A 13,916-nucleotide genomic window follows, 5' to 3' on the forward strand; every position below is an offset into this window, starting at 1 on the left:
GGTACCCCACCCAACTCAGCGCTTTGCACTCAATCCAACGCGCCCTTCAACCGAATCTCGATTCCGCCCAAGCAGCGCCGCCAGCGCGAAATCCGCGAGCTTGCCGAACGGCGCACGCAGCAAGCTCGGCAAACTCCAGCGCCCCTGCACGAACACGCCCTTGGCATGGCTCATCGCACGGAATCCTTCGATGCCGTGATACGCGCCCATCCCGCTGGGACCCACACCGCCGAACGGCAAATCTTCCTGCGCGACATGCAGGATCGTGTTGTTGATGCCGACATTGCCCGACGTGGTTCGCTTCAGCAACGTATCGCAGTCGCCGTCCCGTGCGCCGAAGTAATAAAGCGCAAGTGGCCGCGGACGTGCATTCACGTAGTCGACGACCTCGTCGATCGTGCGATACGTGCGCACCGGCAGGATCGGCCCGAAGATCTCTTCCTGCATGATGGCCGTGTCGTCGCCCGCCCCGACGATCAACGTGGGCGCAAGCGTCCGCTTGCGGGTGGCCGCATGCTGCGGATTCACGCCCGCCTCGATCACGCGCGCGCCCTGGTTGCGCGCTTCGTCGACGAGACCCTTCAGGCGATCGTAATGCCGGTCGCTGACGATCGACGTGTAGTCCGGGCTGGTCGGCCCGTCCGGATAGAAGCGCGCGACCGCCGCATCGTATTGCGTGACGAACGCATCCAGATCGTCTTCATGCACGAGCGCATAGTCGGGCGCCACGCAGGTCTGTCCGCCGTTCGACAGCTTGCCGAACACGATGCTGGACATCATCCGGCCATCGACATGCCCCCTCGCGACGATCGCGGGGCTCTTGCCGCCCAGTTCGAGCGTCACCGGCACGAGGTTCTCGCTCGCCGCCTTCATGACCTTGCGGCCCACCTGCGTGCTGCCGGTAAACAGCAGATGATCGAACGGCAGGCCGCTGAACGCGGCGCCGACTTCCGGGCCGCCGAGCACGACCGCGACCTCCTCGCTCGGGAAAGTGTCCGCGAGCATGCGTCGCATCACCTCGCTGGTACGCGGCGTCAGCTCCGACGGCTTGAGCATCGCGCGGTTGCCGGCGGCCAGCGCGGTCGCCAGCGGGATGAACGTCAGCGCGAACGGGTAATTCCACGGCGCCATCACGCCCACGACACCCACCGGCTGATATTCGACGTGAGCCTGCCCGGCACGATAGAAGATGCCGACGTGCCGGCGCTGCGGCTTCATGAAGCGACGCAGGTTGCGGGTCAGGTAATCGATCGCCTGGATCACGCCCACGAGTTCCATGATCGCGGTCTCGTGGCGCGAGCGATGCCCGAAATCGGCGTTGACCGCCTCCTCCACGTCGCGGCGATGGGCCAGCACCACGGCGCGCAGCCGGGCGAGCCGCGCCTTGCGCTGCTGCATGCTCGGCGGCCCCTCGGTCACGAACGCACTGCGCTGGCGGGCCAGCAACGCCGCCGGGTCGATGCTCGAGCTGGATTCTGCGGAAACGGCCATGGTGCACCTCACGAGGTTGCGTCGATGTAGACACTGTCAACTTGCGTGTCACGGATCATAGGACCACAATGTGTTCCATGTCAACATAGGAGCAACACGATGCCGTCAGACGCGGATGCGGACGCCGGGCAAAAGGCTTATCACCACGGGGATCTGCGCCGCGCGATCATCGACACGGCACTCGACACGTTGCAGGAGCAACAAGGCTGGCAGTTCACGCTGCGTGAAATCGCGCGGCGCGCGAACGTCAGCCACTCCGCGCCGTACCGGCATTTCCCGGACAAGGCCGCGTTGCTTCACGAGCTGGCGCTGATCGGCTTCGATCGCTTGCGCGACGATCTCGCCGCGTCCGTCGACCCCGCCGCGGGCGCACCGGACGTGCTGCTTGCGCTCGCTTACGCCCATCTCGCGTTCGGGCAGCGCCACCCGGATCTTTATCGACTGATGTTTGCCGCGGATGCCGGCGAGCCTTCGGATATCCATCTCGATCCGCGCGTGCAGGCGCCCTTCCTGCTGGTCGTCGACATCCTGGAGCACGGCCAGCGCGCCGGCACGATCCGCCCGCGCTCCGCGCTTGGCCAGGCGACCGCCTGCTGGGCACATCTCCATGGCCTGACGATGCTCGCGATCGACGGGCGGCTGGTGCGCGAGAAGGTCGGCGATCATGCGATCGAGGATGCGCTGACGACCTTGCTGGACGGACTCGTGCTGCCCGAAAAACGCGCGCGGACGACCAAGGCGAAAAGGTCTTGACCTTGAACTTCGCTTGAAGGTTAAGGTTTGCCTCGGCAGCGTATCGAGGCCATGGGGTTGGGTTCTGCCATCCGACCATCCGGCGGTGCGTCGACGACGTCCGCCCGTGGCCGCTCAAGAGGAAATCGCATCATGACCACGCGCATCCTTCATGTCGTCAGCAACGTCGCGCACTACGCCAATCCGGCGCAACCGACCGGCCTGTGGCTGTCCGAGCTGACGCATGCCCACCACATCTTCGCGGCGCAAGGCTATGAGCAGCGGCTCGTGAGCCCCAAGGGCGGCGTGTCGCCGCTGGAACCGCGCTCGCTGAAATGGCCGCACGCCGACGCCGCCGCGAAAGCGTGGCGCGCCGACCAGGCCAACGAGGCGCTGCTCGCGACCACCGCGCGCCCCGACGAGATCGACCCGGCCGATTTCGATGCGATCTACTTCACCGGCGGCCATGCGGTCATGTGGGACTACCCGGACGATGCAGGGCTGCAGCGCCTCACGCGCGAGATCTACGAGCGCGGCGGCGTCGTGTCGTCGGTCTGCCACGGCTACTGCGGCCTGCTGAACACGAAGCTTTCGGACGGCTCGCTGCTGGTTGCCGGGCGCCGGATCACCGGCTACTCGTGGATGGAGGAAATCCTGGCCGGCGTCGCGAAGAAAGTGCCCTACAACGTCGAGCAGCAGATGCAACAGCGTGGCGCGCGCTACGAGAAGGCGCTGCTGCCGTTCACGTCGAACGTCGTCGTCGACGGCCGCCTGGTGACCGGCCAGAATCCGCAATCGGCGAAGGCGACGGCCGAACAGGTCGTCGCGCTCCTGTGACGCGGCGGACGGGCTCGCGCCGCCGCTGACCTAAGGGCGGATCGTCCGGCGCGGCACCGGCTCGTGATGGGCATCGGCGGTGTCCGCATCGCCGGCGTTCATGGCATTCCCGGACGGGATTCTCGACAACAGCCTTTTCGCATTGGTTGCACAATCAACCGACTCCGGCTTCGCCCGGATTTCGGCGATCAGCGACACGATGTGCGCCTTGCTTCGCGCCAGCCGCGCCTCCAGCGCCTCGATGCCTTCCACCTTGCGGCACAGCGCTTCCAGCAACGAACCGCATTGCCATTGCGTGAGATCCGACGGAATCAGCGTGCGAATCTCGTCAAGACTGAAATCCGCCTTCTGCGCCGCGGTGATCAGATCGAGCACCGTCACCGCTTCCTGCGGATAACTGCGATAGCCGTTCGCTTCGCGCTCGACGAACGTCAAGAGACCGATGCGTTCGTAGAAGCGGATGCGCGAAGGGGTAAGGCCGGTGCGTTCCGCCAGTTCCCCGATCTTCATGTTGCCGCGACTCCCCGGCCGGAACAGGTCCGGCCATTCGACCCACCGTGACAGTCAATGGTCTCCTCACATTGATTCGCAATCCGATCTTTATCGGCTTCCTTTCGAATAGCGGACGGAATACGCGCTCACATCACGTCGAAACGCAATCCCGCATGGCGCACCAGACGCTCGATGAAGCGCTCGTCGAACATCGTCGCGGGCGTCCAGAAGCCGCCGCCGCGCCCGGTCTTGTCGCCTTCGCGGCCGCGGCCGCAATCCAGCGCGAGACTGATCGCGGCCTGGCCCAGCATCTTGCCGGTGGAGCCGTAACCCGGATCGCGATCGCCGGTGACTTTCACGCGCAGGGTCCGCCCGTCGTCGGCACGCCCGAAGAAACGCAGATCGTAGCGGCCGGCCAGTTGGGCCTCGGCGCTCGGCCCTTCGCCGGGTTTCGGCAGCAGGAAGCGCTCCATCAGCATGCGCACCGGCTTGACGATCACGCCCACCATGAATGCGCCGAGACCCGCCACCATTGCCAGCGCGGTCAGGCGGCCTTTGAGGCCCGTGCCCGTCATGACGGCTTCGTCGTAGGTGAACCGGCTGCCGTACGCGTTGCCGGCCAGCGCATTGGAGCGGTGCACGACGCGCTCGTTGATGGCCGCCATCACGAACGGCGCGATCCACGCGTCGCAGTCGCGATCGAATTCGGCCGATCGAACCGCGTGCTGCCGCGCCGTGAAGCCATGACCTTGTGGGCACAGCGAATAAGGATCGAGCAGTTCCCTGCGCAACGCGGGATCGGCCGCGGCTTCCCGCACGACGTTGATCACGCTCGCCACTGTTCCGCCCGACGCGCCGCCCTTCAGCGTTCGGACGCGCATCTTTACCTGCCCGGCCGGCGCGCCCCACTGCCGCCGCGCCTGTTGCTGCAGGAAGAACACGCCCATGTCCGACGGCACCGAATCGAAGCCGCAGCAATGAACGATGCGCGCGCCCGATTGCCGGGCCGCCGGCTCGTATTTTTCGATCATCCGCTTGATCCACTGCGTCTCGCCGGTGAGGTCGCAGTAGTCGGTGCCGGTTTCCGCACAGACCTTGACCAGCGGCTCCCCGTAAAGCGCGTAGGGTCCGACGGTGGACACGACCGCCCGTGTTTGCGCACAGAGCGCCCGCAGTTGCGCTTCGTCGGCCGCGTCGGCAACGATGATCGGCAACGCCTGCCCCGCCGCGCCCAGCGCATCCCTGACCTGCTTGAGCTTCGCTTCGGAGCGGCCGGCGATGGCCCAGCGCAGCGTCTCGCCCGAGCCCGAGCCCGACAGATAGTCGGACAGGTAGCGGGTCAGGATCTGCCCGACAAAACTGGTGGCACCAAATACGACGAGATCGTGGGTCGGCTCGGTCATGGACGGTTCCTTCGGCGCGGGCGTGTCGCGTGCTTCCGTGCCGTTAGTGTTGTGTTCCGGGTTCATCGAAGGCCTTTAAAGGCGTCGGCAGGTTCAGGACCAACTGCGCGTCTTTTACCACGTCGAGACGCATGATGGTGGACGCGCCGAGCCCGTCGAGCAACTGGCTCAGCGGGCCGCCGTGCCGCACCAGCTCGACGTTGCGCGGCAGCAGGCGCTGCGTGAACGATAGCGTATTGGTCTGCACCGAGGTCTGGTGCCATTCGCCGTCGATGCGATTGATCATCGTCGTCGTGCCCATCTGCGATTGGGACGCGACGTGGGTCAGCGCGGGCAGCGGCACGCTCAGGCTCAGGTCCGGCCGGCCGCCCGGGCCGGCAATGCGGGCGCTTGCGGTGGCGCCGATATTCACGTCGATATCGGCGAGCCACTTGGGAAGCTGATAGCCGTGTACGCCGCGAACCCGCGCGATCTCCGTGGTAACCGGCAGCGCCAGCACATGCGCGAAGAAGCTCCGGCGCCGCATCGAGTCGATCAGTTCCAGCGCGTACGACCCTTTCGCGCCGGGCCGACGGATCACCACCGCGACGGATACTTCGTCATACGGATCGTTATCGCAGACCGAATAGGAGAAGAAGGTCAGCGCGACCAGCCCGCGCCCGGGGAGCGCACGCAACGGTTCGAGCGGCACCGGCAATAGGGTCTGCAGGCGGTCGAGCGGCGCAAGGAACAACAGCTGAATGCTGCTGGAACGGTAGTAAAAGTTCGGCGCCCAGGTCGGGCCGACCCGCGAAGCCACTTGACGCTTCGGAATCCGGCGGAAAAAATCGATGTTCCCCGCGGCGGGATCGCGCGCCACCTCGTCCAGGTCCGGATTCATCCTGAACCGGTCGTAGTACCCGCCTTCGGGCACGTCGACCGTGTGCGGCCCGAATTCGACCTGTGTAAAACGAATGTCCATGTCCGTTGCCTCTCGTCGATGATTGACCGTGGCAGGCAACCCCCGAAGCCTGCTGATTCACTGCTGTCAGCAAGCACTCTAAGATTAAACTCGACTTTAAGGTCAAGGCCTCGAATAGAGGGGCAAGTCGGACTTCGTTGGCGCGACGGGCGCAGTCATTTTTCCCCGGACGGCGAGTTCAGGCCGCGAAGAAAATCGGGCATCGCGTTTTCGATCGATTCCAGATAGCCGGCCATCGCTCCGGCGACCTTCCGGACGGCCGGACGTGCGGTCATCCGCGCACGCCACGCGAGCAGGTTCGGGGTCTCCGCCGTCATCGGCGCCCCCTTGCGCGCGCCGAACAACTGCGCCATGTAAAACGCAATGTCGGCATAGGAATAGGTCCCGGCCAGAAATTCCCGATCGGCCAGCACGCGCTCCATGCGCCGATAGTATTGCGACGCTTCGGCGCGCGCCGCCTGCGCCGCCGGATCGTCCGGCGTGTCTTCAAGCCCCATCAGCCGGACGACGTGCGGAAAATAGATTTCGTCGCTGCAATGTTCGAGCTGACGCGCGATCGCGCGCGCCGCCGGATGCGCCGGCCATAACGCGGGATCGGGCTTCAGGTCCTCGAGATACTCGAAGATCTGCGTGGAATCGAAGATCTCCAGCGCGCCGTCCATCAGCACCGGCACCTGGCGCTTCGGGTTGATGCGCAGCACATCCGGATGTTTGGGGTCGTAGCCGCGAAGCTGGCTGAACGGCGTCATCACCAGCTCGAAGTCGATGCCCTTCTCGTGCGCCGCAATCTCGACCTTGGCGCCGAACATGCTCAGCGGCCCGGAAATGATCTTCATGGTTCGCTCTCCCGTTGATGAAATGCGGCCCGACTTGAATACGCTTACGCGCGAACGGCCGAGCGTGCGGTGGGCACCAGCCGATGCGTCTCGGTCGCACGGATCGACCAGCGTGCCAGTTGCGGGGCGATCTCGTTCGCCCATCGATTCGAACGGCCGAATTCGTCGAAGCGCGCGATGTCGGGGAACACCGCGACGCCCGCCAACACCTGTTCATTCGCCCGTACCGGCAATCGGCGGAAATCGTTCTCGCGCGGCTCCGTGATGTACCACCCTTGGGCTGTCGCACCGCCGGCGGCAAGAACGCTCGACATGCGTTCGCGGCAAAACGCCAGAAGCGACGCCGACACCGGCTCGTTCAGATGGAAGATCGTGATATCGACGAATCCCGGCGGGATCGCCACGGCGTCCCGGCCGGCTCGGCGAGCCACGTCGACGGGCAGGTTCGATTCTTCCCATGCCGGCTTCAACAACAATACGTTATCCGAATCGATCATCGTCGCATTGGCCGCGTCGGCGTGCGCTTTCCAGCTCGGTCCGCCGTAGAAATCCGTCAGCCCTCTCAGCCGGGTCGCCATGCTTTCAAAGCCGCGCAGCCAGACGAACCGATCCGGACGATCGAGATCGCGAAACTGCCCCATGACCGTCATACCCACCGCCTCCTGTGTCTCGACCAGCTCGCGATCGAAGAGATCGATCAGCACGTCGCGCTGGTGCGGATGAAGGGTGTACTGGCGCAGCTCGACGACGTCGAGCAGCTGTTCTCGGATGTTCTCGTTCATGTTTGACCTTCGCGTCGATGAAGCAGATCGGGCATGCGGCAAAGCATAAGTCCGATAACATGACACCTTATGTCAGGTATTTGAGGTAATGTGTCGCGTATGAAAGCCAGCCGCCTGTTGTCGATCATGATGATGCTGCAGGCGCGCGGCCGGATGACCGCGCCGGCGCTGGCCGAAGCACTGGAAGTGTCGGAGCGCACGATCCTGCGCGATATCGACCAGCTCTCCACGGCCGGCGTGCCCATCTGGGGCGATCGCGGCCGCAACGGCGGATTCCAGCTGCGCGACGGCTGGAGTACCGATCTCACCGGGCTCACCGAGCACGAAGCGCACGCGCTGATCCTGGCCGGCTTGCCCGGGCCGGCGAGCGAACTGGGCCTCGACGGCATGGCCGCCTCCGCGCGGCTGAAGATGATGGCGAGCCTGCCGCCGGGCTCGCGCGAGCGGGCCGACCGTGTCGCCAGCCGGTTGCACATCGATACCGTGGATTGGTACCGGGCGCAGGAAACCCCGGCGTTTCTGCGTGAAGTTGCCGATGCGGTATGGGGTTCGTACCGTATCGACGTGAAGTATCAGAGCTGGCGGGGCGTGTCCCGCCGCGAACTCGAGCCGCTCGGCCTGGTGCTCAAGGGCGGCGCCTGGTACCTGATTGCCCGGGTGGCGGGCAAGCCCGGCGCACTGACGTTCCGGCTGGCGAATATCCACGAACTCACCGCGTCGCGCCGCCGTTTCAAGCGCCCTGCGCGATTCGATCTGGCGACGCACTGGCGCGACGCGATGAGCCGGTACGAGACCGATCTCAATCGGCTGACCGCCCATATCGCGGTGTCGCCGCGCGGCGAAACCTGGTTGGCCAACGCGCGGATCAAGATCGCGCCGGTCTCGCAGGATGCGGGCAGTGCGGAAGTGCCGTCGGGATGGAAGGAATGCCTGATGCCGATCGAATCGATCGAGCACGGCGCGCGGAAGCTGCTGGGGTACGGCGCACACGTGAAAATCCTCGGGCCGCGGGCGCTCGAGGCGCAATTCATCGAAGAGTTGTCGCAGTTGAAAGCGCTTTATCGATCCGGCGACGATTGAAACGGCGCCTATTGCGCCGACGCGGTCGCCGCTCGATGCACGGTGCCGACGGCTGCCGGCGTTTGCGCAGGCGCACCAACGGCCCCACTGCCCGCTTTTGAAAGCGCGGCATCGATCCGTCGCGCATCGTTGCGTGCACCTGCCGCATGCAGCGCGACCTTTCGGGCAATCGTGCTCGCGGGTTCAGCGCATTGCCATAAAACGCCCATCGAATCAGATTTCGTCCGCAAACTCGTCGAGAAAGCGGCGCAAGCGATCACGGCGGATTTTCCACTTTCAACTGGGACAGTTTTGTGGGCTAGGGTCATTTGCGCTTCACAGCTACCGAACTTTTTTTCGGTCGCGTGGTGTCTTCACTTCGAAGTCGATCTCGGCGTCGGCAGCACGCACGCTGTTCAACGCTTGCTTCAGAGTTCGCGCGTCCAATTCCAATCGCGCTATCGCGAATAACAACATGTGCATTCCGATCTCGCCTCGAACGTTTGTGTCGTTTGAAATGTATCGTCGCCATTGGCGACCATGATCGAGACTGAATAGTTCGGTCATCTTCTCGCTCTTTATACCGAGCTGTTTTTTAAGAATTTCGAAATCCGGTGGAGGCGGCGATAGATCTTCACTCATTTCTTGACTCTCATAAAAATTGGGTATGCATATACCGTGCCAGCGGTGTATCTTCATTCACGACGGCGCAGGTAAGCGTCAGAGTATCGATAACACTGCCCATCTCGACTCCCTTCTTGAAAACCAGTCACGTTTTTCGAGAATGCAGCTGCTTTCCGGGCAACTCCCCGCTCTGCAGCAGTACATCGTCATCCACTCCTTCTGCTCTGAGGATCTCGGCCAGCGCTGACTCCAGCATTTCCGCCGCCCGATTTGCGGTATCACCGAGGTGACGATGTAGAAACGCGTCGGCTGCGGAACGTGATACGCATTCGTCGCTATATCGTTCGAATACGCTGAGTTGTGAAATTAACTCGAAAAGATGTCGCGGACATTCGCACTTAATGGTTGACGACAAGCTGCTCAGTGATGCGAGCATCGCTTCATCGAAGCGGCGCCGGGTACGTAGCCAGAGCCCCCGTCCCATAGGCTTTACATATCGGGTTGCCGAGAGAGCTAGCGCTATGCGAGAAACGATTTGCACGATGCTTGTGTGACTTTCCACAAACCGGGATAATTCGAAGCCGGCCAATCGTGCCAACTCGATTGCACGGGCAGTACCGAATCCATATACGATCGCCACCTCTTGTGCACCCCACGCCTGCGACCGTGCGGCAATTTTTGAGACAGCATCTTCGTGCAATGAAGTGGTGTTAATAATCAGTGCATCGACTTTCAGATCGGGAAGCTGGTCTGTATGCTCGATCGATTCGGCTCGGCCTACAACTTGCATACCAACTCGAGCAACTGCTGAATCGGAAACTTGCAATTTACCAATCATGAACACGCTCGGCAGGCTGTCGGACAGTGTTTGGCTATGTGAACTCGCTAGCGATAGCGCTTCAAGCTCCTCTTGCCTCAGACTTGCGATTGAGCTTATTGAATGCCCTTGGCCGACAAGCGTTTTCAGTAGACGAATGCGTTGCACGTCGCCATCTGAGTACATCCGCTGTCCAGACGGTGTTTTAGGTGGTGCGACAACACCATAGCGTCGCTCCCAAATTCTCAGTGTTGCAGCTGGCATGCGCGCTAACCGTGCAGCCTCCCCACTGCGATAGTGGTGAGGTGTATCACCCACTTTCCGGTTCGTCACAAGTTATCTCCCAGTGCGTTGGCCCTATCGCGACTGAAGTGTATGCAAATTTTTTGATTTGTGAAGCGAATTTATGATTCATATGCCATGGTGTTTTACCAAACCCGATTCATTACCAGCCAGCGCAAACCCAACCCCCTTCCGAAAGCAAGTTAGGTTGGCTTCATGACGAGCCGCGATGTGTAGTGACCCAAGTTGGGACCTGCCTCAATTTATCGAGTCAAGCAACATGCATATGTAAATAATTACTGAAATTCGGCTTACACGACCGTCTGCAGCGGATCGACAAAGCAGCACGACGCCCCCAAAAATTAGTGGAAATAATTATCGAAGGCCGCCAAGCGTGCGAATTGACAAATTCAGTAAATACCGGATGTCGTCATCTCAGTACACATGAGACGTCACGAAAGTATGAAACACATTTCTGAGTCAGAAGAATCATATGAGCATAGATTTCAAACTGTCGGACCAATTTCGTTGCCTAGTGGGCAAACGACACCCTCCAGTCTTCGTCCACTTTTTGTCTATTTCCATGTAGTTTCGTGAATTAAATGCGAACATCGCACCGAGTTCGTCCACATTTGATCTTATTTCGTCGAGCACATCACTCTCAATTTAGTGGGCCAGGATGGATCAGTCTGCGCAAACCCCTCCGGTGAGAGTGACGTGTCAAGCTTCAATAGGTTGTATGGAGTTTGTAGTTCTTGCAGACGAGGCAGACAAACCGCGTGTTGTCGCACCTACTGAAGCACTCGCCAAACCGGCAACAGGCCAGTTCAGTGTCGACTCCTCGACGATTGGACCGGGCCCTCACCCGGGCCATGGTCGCTCTGTCGCTTAGTCTCGACCATCGAAGCCGCCTCTATCCGAATGCACTATGCCCGCACCGTCCAGGTGCGGGCAGAATGAACTCATTTTCCTTGCGATTTCTTGATCAGATCGGCCGCTTTTTCACCGATCATGATGGTCGGGGCATTTGTATTCCCCGAGACGACATCCGGCATGATGGATGCGTCGGCAACACGAAGACCCGTCAGGCCTCGGACGCGCAACTCCGGATCGACAACCGCATCGGCGCCGATACCCATCTTGCATGTGCCCGCCATATGGTGGTAAGTCATACATGCCCGACGTACGTATTCGCGCAGCGCCGCGTCATCGTCGCCGTCCGGGCCCGGCAACACCTCGCGTGCACGCCATTCGTCAAAAGCGGGCCGGTTGCCGATGTCACGGCAAATCTGGACGGCTTTCGCGAGACGCTCGAGATCCGACTGCTCCGAAAGATAACGGGGATCAAGAACGGGCGGCGCGCCAGGATCGTTCGATGCAAGGCGAATTTCTCCACGACTCGCCGGACGAACCAGACCCGCACACAGCGTCCACGCATTTGCCGGGCCTTCGAAACCCGGCGCATAGTACGGAACGTGCATGAACAGCGGCTGCAAGTCTGGTCCGATGCGACGCTTGTCGCTGCGACAAAACAGCTGCGATTCGAGGAGATTGTTCCGCGGTGCCGGGATCGGCCTGGACGCCTCAAAGATCACGCTGCAAAGAAGATGATCCTGAAGGTTTTTTCCGACGCCGGGCAGATGATGCGTTGCGCGGATTCCGACGCGCGCCAGTTCGTCTGCCGGACCGATACCCGACAACAGCAGAAGTTGCGGGCTGGCGATTGCGCCGCCGCTGACGATCACTTCGCTCTCGGCCATCGCGTCGATAACCGACGTCCCTTCGCGATAGCGAACGCCGACGCACCGGTCGCCCAGAAGAATCAGCTTTTCGACGCACGATCCGGTTTTGACCGTTAGGTTTGCGCGATCGCGAACGGGCGACAGAAACGCCTGCGCAGTCGATTGGCGTACGCCATCCTTGATCGTGAGATGGCAATAGCCGGCACCATCGATTACCTCCCCGTTGCAATCCTCATTGCGTGCGAATCCCGCCTGTACCGCAGCTTCGATCGCCGCTTCGCAAATCGGATTGGGATCGCGATTCCGCGACACGTGTAATGGACCGCCTACACCGTGATACCGGTCTTCGCCGCCCTCATGATCTTCCGACTTGCGGAAATACGGCAACACGGATTCATAGTCCCAACCGAGGCAGCCTTGATACGCCCAGGCGTCGTAGTCGCTCCGGTGTCCACGCACATAGATCATGCCGTTGATGGCGCTGGACCCCCCAAGCGTACGGCCACGTGGCCAATAGTGCGATCGTCCTGCAGTATGCGCTTGCGGGACTGTGCTGTACCCGTAGTCCACCGGCGTATTCCACAACGACGGCCAACCGCTCGGTGCTGCAATATTGGGATCGTCATCCCGCGGCCCCGCCTCCAAGAGCAGCACGCGAACTCGCGAATCCTCACTCAATCGGGCTGCAATCACACAACCAGAAGAACCCGCACCAACAACGATGTAGTCGTATGCATCCATGGTTTCATATCCTTGACAGAAGGTTCTGACGATCGCCGCGCGACCGCCCGATCAGAAAAAGTGCGCAACCCGGACATTGAAGCGTTGTGTCTCGAGCGGTCCATTCTCAGTTGAGGTTTGGCGGCCATAGAGCGCTATGATTTGCCAGGCCTTCGTGGGAAACCATGCCGCGCCCAAGAGAAAGCTGGGAGTCGATTGTCGGTTGGCCTGGGACACGCCTGCAACGGTCTGATTGCCACCAAACACATATGACCCGCCCACCCGCAGATCGATGCTATTCGTGAGCTGGTACCGCAACCAGCCCTGAGCCTGAAACAGGGGCGACTCCGTCATCGTCGCACCCGTCGCACCGAAATTGTGATTCGGTGTGAAGGCCGTAGCGTCTGCGGCGAGATCGAGAATCACCTTGGGAGCGATGGGCGTGATGAAACCGGCCTGCAGCGCAAATTTCCATCTGTTTTCGCCTAGATTGATTCCCCGATTGTGGTCATAGCTGCCAGTCGGCGCATAGATAAACGGCGTGATGCCCAGAAACGTGTTCGACTCGGGACGGTTGACGACCCAGACTGTGGCGGCAAAAATCGCGTCCGCGAGACCGGTATTGTTCCCGAGCGCCGACATCTGGTTCGATCCGCCAACGTGGCCGAACGGGATCAGCACCTGAGGATTGACTGTGAATCCGCCGATCGACGTGTAGTGGATGAAACGCGCGATGCCGATGTCCTGGGTGATGTCCCCTCCGGCCACTCGCGAACCGTTGGCATAGATCCGCGTATCTTCCGCATGCTGAAGATACAACGCACCGAGATTCGCGCCGGCGGGCAACGGCGTATAGTCCCCTGCATCGATACTGATCGCCGAGGCCAATGTCGGGAAGGTAGCCGCCATCGCGAGCGCGGCCAGCGTCCGCGCGCCTGGACCGCGGAACCAGCGGAAAAGGCGAGGCGCCCGGATACGTACTTGGTTTTTCTTCAAGATTGTCTCCTAGATAACCGTTGACCCTATGATTTGGTCGCTCAATTAAGTCTAGGATTCCTTATTATTATCTTTCGTCGTTTGGTGCAGATGTTGCATCAACGCGTGCAAATTTTCCCCCGCAGCAGGTACTTTCAGATTG

At 61.5% G+C, this 13,916-nt stretch carries 13 protein-coding genes; 3 read left to right on the forward strand and 10 right to left on the reverse strand.

Annotation, left to right across the window (positions count from 1 at the left end):
* Positions 1–15 precede the first annotated feature (15 nt).
* A complete protein-coding gene (locus VL15_RS24385) occupies positions 16–1,491 on the reverse strand; it encodes a coniferyl aldehyde dehydrogenase (protein WP_048249046.1) in 1,476 nt (491 codons plus the stop codon).
* A 99-nt stretch (positions 1,492–1,590) separates the two neighbouring features.
* Here VL15_RS24385 and VL15_RS24390 point away from each other — a divergent pair, with 99 nt between their 5' ends.
* On the forward strand, positions 1,591–2,244 hold the full coding sequence (locus tag VL15_RS24390; RefSeq protein ID WP_048249047.1) for a TetR/AcrR family transcriptional regulator: 654 nt from the start codon (positions 1,591–1,593) through the stop codon (positions 2,242–2,244).
* A gap of 132 nt (positions 2,245–2,376) precedes the next feature.
* Complete coding sequence (locus tag VL15_RS24395; RefSeq protein ID WP_048249048.1) at positions 2,377–3,060, forward strand: type 1 glutamine amidotransferase domain-containing protein; 684 nt, start codon at positions 2,377–2,379, stop codon at positions 3,058–3,060.
* Positions 3,061–3,090: 30 nt separating this feature from the next.
* Here VL15_RS24395 and VL15_RS24400 read toward each other — a convergent pair whose 3' ends face one another.
* The 5 genes from VL15_RS24400 to VL15_RS24420 all read right to left on the reverse strand — a co-directional run bounded on the left by VL15_RS24400 (position 3,091) and on the right by VL15_RS24420 (position 7,534).
* Positions 3,091–3,570: a MerR family transcriptional regulator gene (locus VL15_RS24400; protein ID WP_048249049.1), complete on the reverse strand. Its 480-nt coding sequence runs from the start codon at positions 3,568–3,570 to the stop codon at positions 3,091–3,093.
* Between the two features lie 128 nt (positions 3,571–3,698).
* Positions 3,699–4,955 (reverse strand): saccharopine dehydrogenase family protein, encoded by a 1,257-nt coding sequence (locus VL15_RS24405; protein WP_048249050.1) that lies wholly within the window; start codon positions 4,953–4,955, stop codon positions 3,699–3,701.
* A 43-nt stretch (positions 4,956–4,998) separates the two neighbouring features.
* On the reverse strand, positions 4,999–5,916 hold the full coding sequence (locus VL15_RS24410) for an acetoacetate decarboxylase family protein (protein ID WP_048249051.1): 918 nt from the start codon (positions 5,914–5,916) through the stop codon (positions 4,999–5,001).
* 155 nt (positions 5,917–6,071) lie between these two features.
* Complete coding sequence (locus tag VL15_RS24415; RefSeq protein WP_048249052.1) at positions 6,072–6,752, reverse strand: glutathione S-transferase family protein; 681 nt, start codon at positions 6,750–6,752, stop codon at positions 6,072–6,074.
* Between the two features lie 44 nt (positions 6,753–6,796).
* Entirely contained in the window at positions 6,797–7,534 is a 738-nt protein-coding gene (locus VL15_RS24420; protein ID WP_048249053.1) for an NIPSNAP family protein, read from the reverse strand.
* A gap of 99 nt (positions 7,535–7,633) precedes the next feature.
* On the opposite strand from VL15_RS24420, the gene VL15_RS24425 reads away from it, so the two are divergent.
* Positions 7,634–8,614 (forward strand): helix-turn-helix transcriptional regulator, encoded by a 981-nt coding sequence (locus VL15_RS24425; protein ID WP_048249054.1) that lies wholly within the window; start codon positions 7,634–7,636, stop codon positions 8,612–8,614.
* Between the two features lie 321 nt (positions 8,615–8,935).
* On the opposite strand, the gene VL15_RS42120 is transcribed toward VL15_RS24425, so the two are convergent.
* The 4 genes from VL15_RS42120 to VL15_RS24435 all read right to left on the reverse strand — a co-directional run bounded on the left by VL15_RS42120 (position 8,936) and on the right by VL15_RS24435 (position 13,774).
* Positions 8,936–9,235, reverse strand: a complete 300-nt coding sequence (locus VL15_RS42120; protein WP_196319619.1) for an XRE family transcriptional regulator — start codon at positions 9,233–9,235, stop codon at positions 8,936–8,938.
* Between the two features lie 127 nt (positions 9,236–9,362).
* Positions 9,363–10,367, reverse strand: coding sequence for a MerR family transcriptional regulator (locus VL15_RS40515; protein WP_080970927.1), 1,005 nt, complete (start codon positions 10,365–10,367; stop codon positions 9,363–9,365).
* A gap of 911 nt (positions 10,368–11,278) precedes the next feature.
* Complete coding sequence (locus VL15_RS24430) at positions 11,279–12,799, reverse strand: GMC family oxidoreductase (RefSeq protein ID WP_048249055.1); 1,521 nt, start codon at positions 12,797–12,799, stop codon at positions 11,279–11,281.
* A 51-nt stretch (positions 12,800–12,850) separates the two neighbouring features.
* Entirely contained in the window at positions 12,851–13,774 is a 924-nt protein-coding gene (locus VL15_RS24435) for a transporter (RefSeq protein WP_230684514.1), read from the reverse strand.
* Between the last annotated feature and the right edge of the window lie 142 nt (positions 13,775–13,916).

Origin of the sequence: Burkholderia cepacia (assembly GCF_001039005.1) — a bacterium.
Lineage (GTDB): Bacteria > Pseudomonadota > Gammaproteobacteria > Burkholderiales > Burkholderiaceae > Burkholderia > Burkholderia theae.